Genomic DNA, 16876 nt, shown 5'->3' with positions numbered 1-16876 from the left:
AAAAATAGTGATACAATTTACTGTATCAAAGCTTCTCAAACTTACCTTTCAGAAAGTAGCTGCAAAACTAACGGTAAAACAATTATTTGCAGATCAATCAACAGCGTTAAATGAGCAAGGTCAAGTAACTTTATCCCGCTACGGATTTCAGTGTTTCCAAATTATTTAGTTGATTTTCCAAATTCTTATTGACGGCAGATTCGTTTGACTATATAATTAGAGCGCAAATAACAAAAAACTTTAAAAAGGAGGTCATGATGATGATCGTAATTAACAGCTTACTTAACAATGCAAACCAAGATAACATACTCGTGACCCCTTTTTCTGAAAAACTGTAAGTCTACATTCGTAAACAATGATGTAGATGCAAACTTTATTAAATGAGGCCACGATTAAATCCGTGGCCTTACTCTGTCTATTTAGCTGAATTTGAGTGTCTTCTCACTCTTTATTCTGATCTTTTTAGCAGCGTATACGTCACAGATGTATACGCTTTTTTTAATGGATTCAAACCGTAGATGGAGAGTGATCATATGTTTTCAGTTTTTAGTAAATTAACTTGGTTTTTTAAGGAACATTGGAAAAGGTATTCGATCGCGATTTTCGCACTGATTATTGTCAATATTCTTGAGATGATCCCTCCTCGCCTGCTTGGGATCACGATTGATTTAATCCAATTTAATGAATTAACAAGCAGACGATTAACACAAATCTTGGTCACTTTTTTCGTTATTATTATTGTTAAATATTTTGTGATGCTAATTTGGGACATCAACCTTTTTGTCGGGGCGGTTATTTTAGAACGTAAATTGCGCTCCAAGGTGATGCGACACCTACTAAAAATGAATCCACGTTTTTATAGTAAAAATCGCTCGGGTGACTTGATGGCAAGATCAACCAACGATTTAAAGTCGATTATGATGACGGCTGGATTTGGTGTGATGACGCTGTTTGATTCAACTGTATTAATGGTCTTTATTATTTTTGTGATGGGCTTTTCAATCAGCTGGCCGTTGACATTTACCGCACTGATTCCAATGCCTTTTATTGCACTCGCGATGCAAAAGTATGGGCAAGCGATCCATCAACGATTCACTGAAGCACAAACGGCTTTTTCAGAAATGAATAACTATACGTTGGAATCGATTCGTGGTGTCCGTGTCGTTCGAGCCTTTGTCCAAGAATCTCACGACCGTGAACGGTTTGCTCAAATTACCGAAACTGTGTTTAAGAAGAATAAATCGGTTGCTGAACTTGATGCATTATTTGATCCAACAATTAAAATCTTAGTTGGCTTATCTTATACAATTGGGCTTGGCTACGGGACATTTTTAGTCATTAATGATCAGCTTTCAATTGGTGACTTAGTAACATTCAACATTTATTTAGGGATGATGATTTGGCCGATGATCGCGCTCGGTCATTTAATTAATGTGTTACAGCGTGGGCATGCATCGCTCGATCGAGTCGAGAAAATTTTAGCTCAAAAGCCAGATGTGACAGACCCTGAACAACCGAAATCAATTTCTACACCAGAAGTGATCGGATTTAATCGTGTCTCCTTTTCATATCCAGGAACAGAGGAAAATCAGTTAAAGCAGATTAACTTAACGATCTATCGTGGTGAGACGATCGGTGTTGTCGGCAAAACCGGTTCTGGTAAAACAACGCTGTTCAAACAATTATTACGTGATTATTTACCTCCGAAAGGTGAATTAACGATCAATGGGATTGAGATTGACCAGTTTACTCTTGAAGAAACAAGAAGTTGGATTGGTTATGTCCCACAAGAGCAAATTCTTTTTTCCAAAACAATTAGAGAAAACCTTAGCTTCGGTACCGGTCCAATTTCTGATCAAGCGATTAATCAGATCTTAACGTCTACATCATTAAAAAGTGACATTGATGCGCTACCAAAAGGACTGGATACAATAGTTGGTGAAAGTGGTGTCACCCTTTCCGGTGGGCAAAAGCAACGAGTATCACTAGCCCGAGCACTATTAGTCGATCCAGAAATCTTAATTCTTGATGATTCCCTTTCAGCTGTAGATGGCGAGACGGAAGCAACGATTATTGAGCATTTGAAAAAAGAACGCACCAATAAAACGACTTTAATTTCAGCCCATCGCTTGTCTGCGGTCAAACATGCAAATCAGATTATTGTTTTAGATGATGGCAAAATTATTGAACACGGGACACACGATGAATTGATGGTTCTTGGCGGCTGGTATCAGGAGCAATTCGAGATTCAACAAATGGAAAGGAAGGTGAGCGAATGAAACCTTCAACAGAAAAAAGATTGCTTCAATATGCACGTTCAAATCTGAAAGTGATTAGTTTTGCACTTCTGTGTTTGTTAATTGCGATCGGCTTAGACTTGGCAGGCCCTTTTATTGCTAAATCGGTCATCGACAATCACATTGTTGGCGTTCAAGCAGAGTGGGCACAAGTTGCCGATGATGAATCTGGTACAGTAATTTTTCAAAATAAGCATTACAAACGAGTGGATCGAATTGACAGTGATGATCAAATTGCTAGCTATCATACGTTGGTACAATCGAATCGAAAATATTATTTTATTGATCGACAAATTCCGGTTAACAGTCAAATTGAGCGTGATGATGATGGGAATTGGCTCGCTAGTTATGATGGTGAACAGCAAGTCGTCACTGGTGAACAATTATCAGCGGGGGATTTGATCCACTTTTTCCGACCAGAAATTCAGCCGATTGCATTCTTACTGATCACCTATTTAATTTTGATCATCATTTCGGCAGCTTTTACTTATTTAAAAACGTACTTACTCCAAATCTATGCTAATCGAATTATTGTTCGAATTCGGCAAGATCTCTATGCTAAAATGCATGAACTGCCGATGCAATTTTTTGTTGATCGACCAGCAGGGAAAATATTGGCTCGAATCACAAATGACACGGAAGCGATTAAAGAGCTTTATGTGAACGTTTTAGCAACATTTTTCAATGCAATTATTTATATGGGCGGCATTCTGTTTGCACTGTTTTTACTCAATACTCGCTTGGCAATGATCTGTCTCTTAGCCATTCCAATCTTATTTTTGTGGATCAAGTTTTATCAAAAATATGCTGGCAAATATAATCGGGTCATTCTTTCGGTGAACAGCTCGATTAATGCATCAATTAATGAGTCGATTCAGACGATGCCGATTATTCAGGCCTTTAGAAGGACGAAAGAAAGACAGGATGAATTCGAGGAGTTGAATCATCGTCACTATCGTTATCAACGGCAGTTAGTGCGGTTGGAATCATTTACAACTTACAATCTTTTGGGCTTGCTAAGAGGTGCAGCGCTTTTACTCTTCATTTGGTTTTTTGGAAATGGGGTTTTAACGGGGCAAGGTCTGATCACAACAGGGGTTCTTTATGCCTTTGCTGATTATTTAGGGCGTTTATTTGAGCCGATGGAAATGTTGATTCATCAACTGCCACAACTCGAGCAAGCCCGTGTCTCCGCCGATCGTGTTTTTGAAATGCTTGATCTTGATGGTGAGGCTGTTGACGATAAGGAAATTCCTCGGATTAACGGTCACGTTCGATTTGATCAAGTCAGTTTTGCTTATGAAGCAGATGATTATATTTTGCACGATCTCTCGTTTAATGTTGAACCGGGTGAGTCCGTTGCTTTTGTTGGTCACACCGGGTCAGGAAAAAGCTCAATTATGAATTTATTGCTTCGTTTTTACGATCAACAAAAGGGGAGAATTTTTCTCGATCAGTATAATAGTCAGGAGCCCTCACGTCAACAAGTCAGGCAACATATTAATATTGTGCTCCAAGATCCATTTATTTTTACCGGGACAGTTTTGTCTAATATAACCTTAAATGATCCGAAAATTACCCGGGAAAAAGCGATCAAAGCATTAAAAACCGTTGGTGCCGATCAATTTATTGAAAAATTACCGCTGAAGTACGATCAGCCTGTTGGTGAAAATGGTGCTGACTTTTCAACTGGACAAAGACAACTATTATCCTTTGCACGTGCATTGGCCTTTGATCCAGCGATATTAATTTTGGATGAAGCGACAGCGAGCATCGATACTGAAACGGAAGGCTTGATTCAAACAGCGATCAGTATTCTTGCGGAAGGACGGACGATGTTAATCATCGCCCATCGCTTGTCAACGATTCAACATGCGGATCAAATTATTGTCATGAACAAAGGTAAAATGATTGAACAAGGAACACATGACGAACTCCTTGCGCAAAAGGCAAACTACTATCAAATGTTCAAAATGCAACAGGTCGGATTAGCGGAGCAAATTGGATGAAACTTTTTTATAAAAAATTTTTTAAATAATGTTTAATTGTCGAAAAAGCGGGAATAGTATTACCACAAGGCCAATAACGTAGGAATGAGAATTCTTACAAAATAAAGTGCCTTGGCGGAAAATTTGTTTCGTAACGCTGACGATCTAAGTACTCGTCAGGAAAGTAGTTAATTTATTTTGTAAGGTGTAATCTGCAAGTAAATTAAGAAACAGTTTTTTGTCAAAAGAAACGATTTCAGCTAAAGAATATTATAAACACTCCTCTGAGCTTTATAGTATTCACAAAAGTGCTAAAAGAAGTTTAGCTTCTAGTACGGCGAGTCAATTCGTCAGAGAAGTAAGAGTTTGGTAAAACCATTTTTAACAATAGAATAAAACAGATTTTCCGCAAACCCTTGTCATAAGGGGGATATAGAAAGACACGCTTAGCTAAATGAGCGTGTCTTTTCTATTTGATCTAAGGTAAGATTTTTTGATTGATCATGGACTGTGGTATGTGTATGACAAGTTTGGAGAAATGCAGACGAGTTGAGGAAAATACAGACGAGTTCGGCGAAATGCAGACGAGTTGATGGAAATATAGACAAGTTCGGCGAAATGCAGACGAGTTGAGGAAATTGCAGACAAGTTCGGCGAAATGCAGACGAGTTGAGGAAAATACAGACGAGTTCAGCGAAATGCAGACGAGTTGAGGAAAATACAGACAAGTTCGGTGAAATGCAGACGAGTTGAGGAAAATACAGACAAGTTCGGCGAAATGCAGACGAAATCACCGTGTAAAAAAACAGTTCGTCCAATTTTTCATCTTGGAAGAACTGTTTAACTAAATGACTGATTAAAATAACTTGTTTTAAAGTCTGTTTTTGGTTTGATGTTTCTGAATAATTGATCACCAAAGTCTAGTAAGCGTTCAATGTCTTCAACTTCGATTGAGTGCGCGCCTGGTCGATAGGCGACACCAATGTTGTCACCAGCATCGAACAGTTCGTAGATTTTACTCGCTTCAAGATAGGCTTCGAACATACCTTCTGGATTGGTATGATAATCCTCATAACCTGATGTTAAAATTAATCCTCTCGGTGCGACCAGGGCTGCAAGCTGATGTTGATCGAACGGGAGTTGTTCGCTTGATTCAAAACCTAAAAATACGGAAGTGAACCAGTGGCGTAGCGCTGAACTTTGAAGACTGCCTAAACTCTCTGGTGGACCCGCAACACCCCACGGATATTTTTTCCCGGTGAATGATTTTCTGAATGATGCCATCCCGCCAAGTCCAGATGCATGTGGATTGACAAGGGCAAAACGTTCGTCCAGTGCACCAGCAACTAATGCAGCTTTGCCGAATCTTGAAAAACCTGTGATGCCGACTTGACTCGGATTGATTTCCGGATAAGCATTTTGCTCAAGTGCGTCAATTACCTTCGCTGCTCCCCAAGCCCAGGCGACAAGTGTTCCAACGTCGTTATCAACTTCAGAATAAGGATAAAGGTCGAAAAATGCACCCGTTCGTGATGAATGATCCGCCGCGACATCAGCCGGTTTAATTGTCATCACTGCATAGCCACGACGATTAACTAAATCCTCCAACGGTAATTCAGTCGGTCGCACAAACGATAATGTTGCTTCATCGAAAGCTAGATCGAGTCCACCGTTTGTAATAATAGCAGGATATGGCGCTTTAAACTCACAATCTTCACCAGGCAATGTCACTGTTACAAAAAATTCCGTCGCCTCCCCTGCCACCGTCACTTTAACAGTCATACCTGAATCGGTCTTTTCAAAACTAACTTTTTCAGCTGTCGGATCTGGCATATAACCATACATATAAAATTGATACAGATCACGTAACTCATTGGCTCGTTGCCACCAATCAGCTTCTGTCTTAACTTCAGACCCATCTTCAAAACTAAGTAAATCAGGCATCCCTTCCAATTTTGGCAAACGATGTGGTTCTACGTATTTTCCGCTTCCACGTAAATTAGCACCGGTTCCTTTCATTAAATCACTTCCCTTTCGAAAAAATTCCCCAACCATGTAATCGCTTTCAAATAAATTGAGATTTCTCCCCAAGCTCCCGGTCACTTCCACTCAAATCTTAGCGGAAATTGAAAACCAAGTCAATAAAATTCCCCCTCTTTCGCCAAAATCAAGAGGGGGAGTTTTTTATCAAAGAAATGAATTAATCTCTAAAATTATCGGTTACGGCACCGATTGATGCACACGAAACGTTATGGGCGTATTTACCTAATACTCCTTTTTGGTGGAGTGGTGGTGCTTGCCATGTTTCGAAGCGACGGGCGATTTCTTCGTCAGAAATGTCAACAGTCAGTTCTTGTGTATCTGAGTCGATCGTGACAATGTCGCCTTCTTTTAGAATGGCGATTGGTCCACCATCTTGTGCTTCTGGTGCGATATGTCCAACGACAAGTCCGTGAGTTCCGCCTGAGAAGCGACCGTCTGTTAAGAGCGCAACGTCTTGACCGAGCCCTTTCCCAACTAGGATCGCTGAAATTGAGAGCATTTCTGGCATACCTGGTGCACCTTTTGGTCCGAGTTGACGAAGGACTAAAACATCACCTTTTTTAATTTCATTGTTCATGACAGCTTTTGTTGCTTCCTTCTCCGTATCAAAAACTCTCGCGGGACCAGTGTGGCGTTTGACTTTTACACCTGACACTTTAGCGACTGCCCCATTTGGTGCAAGGTTTCCTTTCAAAATAACGAGGGGTCCATCGGCGCGATAAGGATTATCAAATGGACGGATAATATCTTGGCCTTCTGCAAGGTCATCTGCTTCAGCTAAGTTTTCAGCAACTGTTTTTCCAGTAACCGTTAAGCAATCACCGTGTAAGTATCCGTTCTCAAGTAATAATTTCATCACGGCAGGGATTCCGCCAACTTTATATAAGTCTTCCATGACATACTTTCCACTTGGTTTTAAATCAGCTAGATGTGGTACTTTCTTTTGTAGACGATCGAAATCATCCAACGTTAAGTCAACATCGATTGAATAAGCAATTGCCAATAGATGAAGGACTGCGTTTGTTGAGCCACCTAGAGCCATTACGACGGTAATTGCATTTTCAAATGCTTCTTTAGTCATAATATCTTTTGGATAGATGCCTTTTTCTAAAAGGTTATAAACGGCTTCTCCAGCTGCTTCAACATCTTCATGTTTCTCTTTTGATTCGGCTGGGTTAGATGAACTTCCTGGCAGACTCATCCCCATCGCTTCAACAGCTGATGCCATTGTGTTAGCCGTGTACATTCCACCACATGAGCCTGCACCCGGACAGGCAGCACATTCAATTCCGTGTAACTCTTTATCTGAGATTTCACCGTTATTATGCTTACCAACACCTTCAAAAACAGAGACAATATCGAGTTTCTGACCATTGCGATATCCCGGTGCTATTGATCCACCATAAACAAAAACGGCTGGCACTTCAGTTCGCGCAATTGCAATCATACAGCCGGGGATGTTTTTATCACAGCCTCCAATTGCTACGTAGCCATCTAAGTTCTCGGCTCCAACAACCGTTTCGATCGAATCAGCGATCACTTCTCGACTGGGTAGTGAGTAACGCATACCTTCCGTTCCCATCGAGATTCCATCAGCAACAGTAATTGTGTTGAAAATCATCGGGAAGCCACCAGCTGTTTTAACGCCTGTTTTAGCTTTTTCAGCTAATCCATGTAAGTGAATATTACAAGGTGTTACTTCACTCCACGTACTTGCGATCCCAATCATCGGTTGTTTAAATCCATCATCAGTTAAACCAACCGCTCTAAGCATCGCTCGGTTAGGTGCGCGTTGTGAACCATCAAACACATGACTCTTGATTCGTAAATCTTTTGACATTGTTATCCCTCCATTCTTCTCACCTTTTACTTTAACGGATATACAATCGTTTTTCAAATTTATTTGTCTATTCTGACAATTGATTGTCTAAAAATATATCTTTTGCCTTTCTAGTGATATTAAGTCATGGTATAATAAGACTAGTAACTTTCGATAGATTGGAACCAAGTGTAGAGAGGTGATGAGGAATGAACAAACAGTTTGTCATTGGTCTATTAACACCTGCTTTAGATGGTTATTATTTCGGTACAATTGTCAAAGGATTGTCTAACTTTGCAAACAAGGAAGACATAAAAGTCGTAGTCGTTAATGCAAATAGTCATTTCAACGAAACCTACGCCCTCGATTATGTTGATCTTTGGGTTGTCGTGATGAACACGATCAGTGACCACTACCATGATCAAATTAAACAAAAAGGGAAGCCAGTCATAGGGATTAATACAAATTTAAAGACAGATTATGCTATTTTAATCGATAATGAAGCATTAATTATTAAAGCTGTCGAACATTTAAAAGATCATGGCCATAAAAAAATTGGCTATGTCGGAACGAAGAAGTATCGAGATGGGATGGAACGCTTAGAAGCGTTTGAGAAATATAATCAAGAAAGCAATACTTTCCAGTTCTTTGATACGTTTACGAACAATATTCCTATGATTGCAAAAGAAATTGCAGAATCTGAAGATTCTATTAATGGACTTATTTGCGGAACCGATTTTATTGCGGCTGAATTAATTAATGAATTAAAAAATTATCAAATCATGGTACCAGAAGATATTGCTGTAATGAGTTTTGACGATATTCCTGTAGCCCAATCAAATTTGCATAGTCTTTCAACAGTTCATATTAAATTTGATGATATTGGTCGTTATATTGTTGAGGCCTTTTTACATTATACTGAGCATCAGTCGTTTCCTAGCGATAGTATCTATTTAGATGCATATCCAGTCTTTCGGAGTAGTTGTGGCTGTGAATGGGAAGATGAAACAGTCGGTTTAACGAATCCAATTGAAACGATTGATCATTTATCTGAATTAATTTCAAGGAATTTCATTCTAGGTCAACGGATCCAGTTTTATAATACAGAGGAACTCTTGCAACTTAATTGGCTCAACCAAACCCCGATTCGAAAAGGATTGCTCGGTTTGAAAGATAATGGGACATTCAAAACAAATATGTTTGAGACATTCGATGTTGTCCAAGAGAAGCAGACGAAACAAACCTTTTATGGAAATATTCACTCGCAAGCATTTCCACCGAAGGAATTATTGTTTAATCACTCATTCATGGGCGACGAAAATACAATACTCGTTATCCCGATTGTTCAAGAAGATCATTATTTTGGGATGTTTGGTTTTGTCGGTACCGATGATATTATGACGCAATTGATGCCACTTCACACGACCTATCAATTGGCGACTTATTTTGCTGCTGGTTATCTAAGAGCAAATATTACTGAACGGATGAACAATTATTCTCAGCAACTCGAAATGGTTTCAGATATTATTTATGATGGCATTTGGGAATATACCAACACTAATAAAGAAATTGTTTGTCGAGGTGGAATTGTTCAACACTTCGGTGAACGAACAAATTACGCAAATATTGATTTCGAACGAATTGTAAACATCATTCATCCAAAAGACCGAGAGTTTTTCATAGCAAGTCTTGCCTTAGACCGAAGAATAACGAAACAAATTAATCTTGAGGTTAGAGTTATTACGAACAATAATCAACTCATGTGGATTCAAATTGTCGGTCAATTCATTTATGTTGATGGTAAGCTTACAAAAGCCGTTGGTTCAGTAAAAGATATTACCAATCGAAAAAAAGCAGATGCAAAAATTAATGAGCTTGCTTTCTATGACACCCTAACTGGCCTAGCTAATCGGATTTCCTTTGAAGAACAGCTAGCTAAAGAAATTGAAATTGCCAAAGATAACGACCAATCCATTGCTCTAATTCTCTGTGACCTTGATCGCTTTAAAGTGATCAATGATAGTTATGGACACAAAGTTGGTGATCACATTTTAAAAACTGTTGCTGCACGGGTAAAACCATTGCTTGCTGAAAATCAATTTTTCGCTCGATTTGGTGGGGATGAGTTTGTTGTAATTATGCCGCACATTAACGATAATCAAGAAGCTTATCAATTGGCGAGTGATATTGTTCAAGTGATCAATCAGCCGATTTATGATGAACATCGTCACTACCAAATTTCAACGAGTGTTGGAATCAGCATCTATCCTGAAAATAGTAAGGCAACTGATATGCTTGTTTCTGCTGATATCGCAATGTACAGCGCTAAAGCAGAAGGGCGGAATCGAATCCATATTTTTAATGACCAAATCAAGCATCATAATGCGAGTCAAATCAAACTTGAAGAGCAACTCCGGCATGCTGTCGAAGATGAATTATCACTCCATTTCCAACCGATTTATTACGTTGATTCCGAGGAAATATATGGCGTCGAGGCCTTGTTGCGCTGGAACTCGAAAGAATTCGGTAAAGTTAGCCCGCGTGACTTTATTCCATTAGCTGAAGAAACCGGCTTAATTGTTTCGATTGGAGAATGGGTCATTTATGAGGCGATTCGGGTGATGAAGAAATGGCAGAGAAAGTATGATGTTCCGATCAAGATGTTCATTAATTTATCATCAAGACAAGTTAATCATCCAAATTTCTCAAGAGAACTAAAGCGAATTTTTGATATTACTGATATTGATCCGCGCCGGATTTCATTTGAAATAACGGAAAGTATGATGATCGATAATTTTGAGCAAGGTAAATTAATTTTAGGTGAGTTAATCGATATGGGGGTAAAACTATCCTTAGATGATTTTGGAACGGGGTATTCGTCACTGTCTTCATTAAGACACTTACCATTTCAAATTTTAAAAATCGATAAATCATTTATTGATGATCTCTCTGCAGTTGATGCGAACGTCGCAATTTTAAAAGCGATTATTGAAATGGCACACTCGCTTAATTTATCCGTTGTTGCAGAGGGAATTGAGCGGCAAGAGCAATACGATTTAGTCGCAAGTTTAGGTGTTGACTTTATCCAAGGCTATTACACAAACCCTCCTCTACCCGAAGATAAAATCGAAAAAATTTTTCAAGAGAAAACACCCACAAAAACCGAGTAGCTCAGGGGCTACTCGGTTTTTTTATTAAATACTGAGGGTTTTATAGTTAAGTTTCTCAATCTCTTGCTGTTTCAGTTCACGTCTGAGGATTTTACCAGATATTTTTGTTTTTGGCAGGCTATCAACAACTTCAATCTCCCGTGGATATGCATGTGCTGCTAGATTTTTTTTCACGTGTAATCGAATTTCTTCTAATAATTCTTCGGTATTAAAATAACCTGGCTTTAACGTAATAAACGCTTTGACAATCTCACCTCTAACCGGATCCGGTTTTCCAATCACACCTGCCTCTTCAACGGCTGGGTGCTCAATTAACGAACTCTCAACTTCAAATGGTCCAATCCGCTCACCTTGTGAATTAATCATATCATCCTGACGACCTTGGAAGAAAATATAACCTTCCTGATCTTGATATGCGAGATCACCTGACACGTACCAGCCGGGATAGTTAAAATATTGTTCATACTTCGCTTGATTATTCCAAATTGCTTTCATCAATCCTGGCCAAGGAGCTTTAATTGCTAATTGACCAACCTCGCCTCTAGGTAACTCTTCTCCATCATCATCTAAAATCGCAATTGTTATGCCTGGAAAAGCACGCCCCATCGAACCAGGTATAATTTTTTCCGCTGGAAGATTAACAATTAAATGACCACCCGTTTCCGTCATCCACCACGTGTCATGAATCCTCAAGTTTAACTGCTGATCTGCCCAAAAGATGACTTCTGGATTGAGTGGTTCACCAACACTTAAAACATGCCTTAATGATGATAGATCATAGTTTTTATATAAGTCTCCTTTTGCTTTTAATAACCGAAAAGCAGTCGGTGCGCTGTACCAAATATTGACTTTAAAACGGTCGAATATGCCATTCCACACATGAAAAAACATGAATGCACGATTAGATAGTCGGCTTTATATTGTGAATTATGCTAGAATATAATTAAGGAGGAGATTAATTGGATACATCAACAAATCGTCTTGCCACAGCACCTGTCGGCAAGCTTTTATTCACGCTCGCAATCCCTAATATTTTTGCGCAGCTTGTCAATATGCTTTACAATATCGTCGATCGGATTTACATCGGAAGGATTCCAGATATCGGGGCTGATGCTTTAACTGGGGTTGGCGTTGGCTTTCCGATCTTCATGATCATCATGGCTTTTAGTTCACTTGTCGGGATGGGCGGTGCGCCGCAAGCAGCGATCAAGCTTGGTGAAGGTAAACGTGATGAAGCTGAAAAAATTCTCGGCAATAGTATTGCATTATTAATCGCGTTGTCAGTCCTACTAACTACGATCTTTTTAATTTTCGGGAAGGATTTGCTTTACTTATTTGGGGCTAGTGATCGAACGATCGACTATGCCTGGGATTACATTAAAATTGTCATTCTCGAGGCGATCACAATCCAGTTTGCACTCGGTTTAAATCCATACATAGCTACACAGGGATTTGCAAAATACAGTATGTTAACTGTTTTAAGGAGTTTTGATTGCATGTATTTAAATTGAGCTGTGCATCCTTATAACTATTTATTCTTCAATTGTTTAATTGATGTTTAATGGATAATGATTTAGGCTACACATTTAGTATAATCCTAAATCACAAAAGGAGCCGATGCGACGAATGGATATCAATAAAGAAATCAAACGCTTGGAAAGTATTTATTTAGAGAAACCAGAACGTGTCTTTACGATGTACTTAAACACAGATCCGGCTGATCCTGATCAGCAAGGTGGCGAGTGGCGGATTCATTTAAAAAATGCTTTGCAACGATTTGAACAGTATTTAGAAGAAGACGGCGATAAAGCTGAGCTTGATAACTTTTGTAAAGTTAAAGATAGGGTTAAGAAATTTTTTGCTGAAAATGAATTACAACTCCAAAAAAGTGTGATTATTTTTGCAACGCCTGATGAAACGACTTGGGTCGCAGAAATTCTTCAAGTGCCTGTTGAAACAGAACTTTATTGGGAAGAAATTGCGAAAGTTGATCAATTAATTGATCTTAGTCAAACTTATCCAAAGTCAGGCATTATTTTGACTCAGCGAGAAGCGATTAAAATCATTGAAACGGAGCTTGGTCGTCAACTGGCCACAAGTTATTTTGAACTAGACCTGGATACGGAAGATTGGAAAAAACATACCGGCCCTCATTATGCCCAATCAACCGTTAGTGCAAGTGGGACGAGTGTGAAGCGTGAACAATTCAACAAACGCTTTGAAGCGAATCGTCACCGCTGGTATAAAAGGATTGCAAGTAAGCTTGATAAATTTGCGAAAGATCGTGATTGGCAACACATTTACATGGTTGGTAATCAAGATGAGACACATGACTTGTCTCAAACAATGACAAAGCCAATCAATCACTTTATTAATAAAAATATGCTTGATAAAAAAGAAGCTGAAGTCATTAAGTGGATAACAAAATAAGCGAAGACAATCTAAAAAGGTAGCTGGTGAACAAATCCCCAGCTACCTTTTATGATTCATTTTTTGTTGCGGTTCAATTTTAAACCAATCGAAGTAGGCGGGTGTTGTGCTATCTTGCCCATTTCCCGTTGCGTATAACCCCAACATTACACCAGTAAAAACTCCACCAGTACCACCATTTAATTCAACAGACAAATATTTAAGTGGACTTTTAGCTAACTGAATCCACTGCTGATCTTTTTCCTGATACCAAAAGTAATAATCATCTTGATCAATCGAAAATTTTAATTTAATATTTTCAGCATTGATCGGCACACTCTCCAACACAACTGAGTCACCACCAATGGTTTGCCGTGCGATCAGATAACGTTCACCTTTGATCCGTTTAATCACCAGATCATAATGGGCACGTTCGTTTAAACGCGCGACAAGTCCAGCCTCTTCTTGATCCTGTTCTGGTAAAAATAAAATCTCAGTTGATACGTCAATGTCTATATCAGTTTGTGGCACAACCAAAAATGCAGGAATACCAAGCGGATCATCGAGAGTATCTTTGTTCCCATCTAATCGAAGCCAACCGTTACGGCTACAGAGCAATAAGTATGCATCTTCCTTGCGATAACGTAAATAAGACCACTTAGATAAAATTTTACGTTCGGTAAAATCAGTGAAAAATCCACTTGCTTTACCAATATTCGTTGCCGTTAAATTTGGTGATTCCATTAGCTGATTAACTGTTCCAACATTCGAGTCAATCATTGGCCAACCATCCTCAGACCAAGTAATCGGAGCTAAAAAAGTTTCCCGACCGAAAATTGTGTATTTCCCCTGAACTGGACGAGTCGCCAGAAAAACAGCCCACCAATTCCCAACACTGTCTTCAACAATATCGGCATGACCTAGTGCTTGAATCGGATGATCAGGTAATTGATTATGAGTTAAAATTGGCTCGTCACACAACTCAAACGGACCATACGGCTGATCACTTCGAGCAATAATCGCGCGATGGTTCGATCCCGTACCACCACTTGCACACAATAAATAATATAAATCATGAATATTATAGAGATGTGGCGCTTCTGTCCACTCCCCACCATCTCCGTCAAAAATTTTGACCGGTTCCGTTAAGGTCTCACCTGTTTGCGGATCAATTTCGTATTGAATCACGTGTGAATCAAGTCCAGCTCCATTTTGAACGGTCACATAAACTTTACCGTCCTCATCAAATAATAATGATGGATCAATATTTCCATGCGTAATTTTGATCGGATCAGACCACGGGCCACGTGGATCCTGTGCTGTGACATAAAAGTTCCCAATGCCACGTACATCTGTTGTAATTAAATAAAAAGTACCGTCATGGTAACGTAAAGTTGGTGCATAAATCCCTGAAGAGCTTGGACTGTTTGATAAGTCAAGCTGTTTCTTACGTGTTAAAGCATGCCCAATCTGGTTCCAATTAACAAGATCAACACTATGAAAAATAGGAACGCCTGGGAAATATTCAAATGAACTTGTTGCCATATAATAATTGGTTTCATCCACTCTAACAATACTAGGATCAGGATAGAAACCCTTAATCACTGGGTTTTCGTATTGCATAATCTCCAACTCCTCTGCTTATCCTATCATCTACTTTAAGTTTAGCCATATTCCAAATGAACATAAACCTCGATTTTATACACTTTTCCTAATAAACTATAGAAAACGGTTTCAATCACTTAAAAAATCTCATTCTATTCATATTATTCGATTTGTAGATCTGAAATACGCTATAATATATAAGGGTAAGCGCTATCATAGTTGATTATAAAAGGAGCGATTTTATGCGTTTAGGTGGACAAGTTTTTATCGAAAAGATTACACCTGAAAAATGGGTGAAAAAATTAACAGAGAAAAATTATCGCGCAGCTGTTTTTCCGGTTGATCATACGGCAAGCGAAGCAGAGATAAACAGTTATCAAAAAGCAGCTGAAGAGGCGGATATCGTGATTGCAGAAGTTGGTGCATGGTCAAACCCGATCAGCCCGGATCCAGAGATTCGGAAAAAAGCCATTGAACATTGTAAAAATCAACTCAGACTGGCAGACAAAGTTCGAGCCGGTGTGTGTGTCAACATTTCTGGTTCCCGAGGGGATAAGTGGGATTCCCCGCATCCAGACAATTTTTCACAAGCAACATTTGATTTAATCGTTGAAACCGTTCAGGAAATCATTGATGAGGTTAATCCACAACACACTTTTTACGCACTCGAAATGATGCCATGGGCGCTTCCTGATGATACAGAACAATATTTAAAATTAATTAAAGCAATTGATCGTCCACAATTTGCTGTTCACTTTGACCCAGTTAATATGCTGAACAGCCCAAGAAAGGTCTATCAAAATGGTAAATTAATCGAAGAATTTTTCGAAAAATTAGCACCATACACAAAAACAGCTCATGCGAAAGATATCGCCTTAAGTTCGGAATTAACGACACATTTAAGTGAGGTTATTCCTGGTGAAGGAATCCTTGATTATGACGCATTTTTACGTGGCATGGACAAGCTCGGTCCCGACGTGCCGCTGATGATGGAGCACTTAGATACTGAGGAGAAATACGACCGAGCTACTGCATTTATTCGTAAAAAAGCAGCTGAATTGGGGATTGATTTGTAAAATGATTAGAACTAGCCACATCATAAGAGAAACTGATCTTTTGATGTGGCTAGTCTATTTTCTTAATCTGTCGTTGATTAATAAATGGTGTGTCTGCTTTAAGCTCACCTGTTACACGTTTAATTCGGATTGTTTCTCCGTTTAGAAATTGTTGTAAGTTAATTCTTACTGGTAATTGATTCGCACCAACTCCATATAATGCCACCAATGTTTCTGGTTGATAGTAGCTCGTGTGAAGTGTACCCGACCAAACCGAATAGCGATCTGAAAAAATCCCTTGCTCACGATCATTAAACAACTGATAGGCTTGGCGTGTCGATAAGCTCGGACGCCACTGCGCTTTAATTCGATTCAAGCGCTCAATCGATTCATCACTTTGATACCGATTCTCCTCTTTCCTGACTTTCGCACTTAAAAATGACAAAAACAGCTTTGAATGGCTCTGTCAAGCCATTCAAAAGCTGTTTTT

The 16876-nt window shown here is 39.1% G+C and carries 10 protein-coding genes and 1 pseudogene; 6 read left to right on the top strand and 5 right to left on the bottom strand.

Annotated elements, in window-relative coordinates; translation table 11 throughout:
* Window positions 1-533 precede the first annotated feature (533 nt).
* Window positions 534-2279: an ABC transporter ATP-binding protein gene (locus ABD814_RS09880; RefSeq protein WP_344912710.1), complete on the top strand. Its 1746-nt coding sequence runs from the start codon at window positions 534-536 to the stop codon at window positions 2277-2279.
* Window positions 2276-4306 carry an ABC transporter ATP-binding protein gene (locus tag ABD814_RS09875; RefSeq protein WP_344912708.1) on the top strand — a complete coding sequence of 677 codons (2031 nt, stop codon included), beginning with the start codon at window positions 2276-2278 and terminating at the stop codon, window positions 4304-4306. The genes ABD814_RS09880 and ABD814_RS09875 overlap by 4 nt, the downstream gene beginning before the upstream one ends.
* A gap of 819 nt (window positions 4307-5125) precedes the next feature.
* On the opposite strand, the gene ABD814_RS09870 is transcribed toward ABD814_RS09875, so the two are convergent.
* Both ABD814_RS09870 and ilvD read right to left on the bottom strand, forming a co-directional pair.
* Window positions 5126-6304, bottom strand: a complete 1179-nt coding sequence (locus tag ABD814_RS09870) for a glucuronyl esterase domain-containing protein (RefSeq protein WP_344912707.1) — start codon at window positions 6302-6304, stop codon at window positions 5126-5128.
* A 181-nt stretch (window positions 6305-6485) separates the two neighbouring features.
* Window positions 6486-8168: a dihydroxy-acid dehydratase gene (gene ilvD / locus ABD814_RS09865; protein ID WP_344912705.1), complete on the bottom strand. Its 1683-nt coding sequence runs from the start codon at window positions 8166-8168 to the stop codon at window positions 6486-6488.
* 188 nt (window positions 8169-8356) lie between these two features.
* On the opposite strand from ilvD, the gene ABD814_RS09860 reads away from it, so the two are divergent.
* The gene (locus ABD814_RS09860) at window positions 8357-11317 is read left to right on the top strand and encodes an EAL domain-containing protein (RefSeq protein ID WP_344912703.1); all 2961 of its coding nucleotides are present in this window, start codon (window positions 8357-8359) and stop codon (window positions 11315-11317) included.
* Window positions 11318-11341: 24 nt separating this feature from the next.
* On the opposite strand, the pseudogene ABD814_RS09855 reads toward ABD814_RS09860, so the two are convergent.
* A pseudogene (locus ABD814_RS09855) lies at window positions 11342-12193 on the bottom strand (AMP-binding protein); the annotation flags it as partial.
* Window positions 12194-12276: 83 nt separating this feature from the next.
* Between ABD814_RS09855 and ABD814_RS09850 the strand changes: the two are divergent.
* On the top strand, window positions 12277-12828 hold the full coding sequence (locus ABD814_RS09850; RefSeq protein ID WP_344912701.1) for an MATE family efflux transporter: 552 nt from the start codon (window positions 12277-12279) through the stop codon (window positions 12826-12828).
* Between the two features lie 115 nt (window positions 12829-12943).
* The gene (locus ABD814_RS09845; protein WP_344912699.1) at window positions 12944-13747 is read left to right on the top strand and encodes a VLRF1 family aeRF1-type release factor; all 804 of its coding nucleotides are present in this window, start codon (window positions 12944-12946) and stop codon (window positions 13745-13747) included.
* 42 nt (window positions 13748-13789) lie between these two features.
* Here the strand turns inward: ABD814_RS09845 and ABD814_RS09840 are convergent, their stop codons facing one another.
* Entirely contained in the window at window positions 13790-15349 is a 1560-nt protein-coding gene (locus ABD814_RS09840) for a glycoside hydrolase family 43 protein (RefSeq protein ID WP_344912697.1), read from the bottom strand.
* A 224-nt stretch (window positions 15350-15573) separates the two neighbouring features.
* On the opposite strand from ABD814_RS09840, the gene ABD814_RS09835 reads away from it, so the two are divergent.
* Complete coding sequence (locus tag ABD814_RS09835; RefSeq protein WP_344912695.1) at window positions 15574-16407, top strand: sugar phosphate isomerase/epimerase family protein; 834 nt, start codon at window positions 15574-15576, stop codon at window positions 16405-16407.
* Window positions 16408-16456: 49 nt separating this feature from the next.
* Here the strand turns inward: ABD814_RS09835 and ABD814_RS09830 are convergent, their stop codons facing one another.
* Window positions 16457-16831, bottom strand: coding sequence for a carcinine hydrolase/isopenicillin-N N-acyltransferase family protein (locus tag ABD814_RS09830; RefSeq protein ID WP_344912693.1), 375 nt, complete (start codon window positions 16829-16831; stop codon window positions 16457-16459).
* Window positions 16832-16876: the final 45 nt, after the last annotated feature.

It is taken from the genome of Amphibacillus indicireducens, from assembly GCF_039539605.1.
Lineage (GTDB): Bacteria > Bacillota > Bacilli > Bacillales > Amphibacillaceae > Amphibacillus > Amphibacillus indicireducens.
This window is presented reverse-complemented; position numbering and strand designations above follow the sequence as displayed.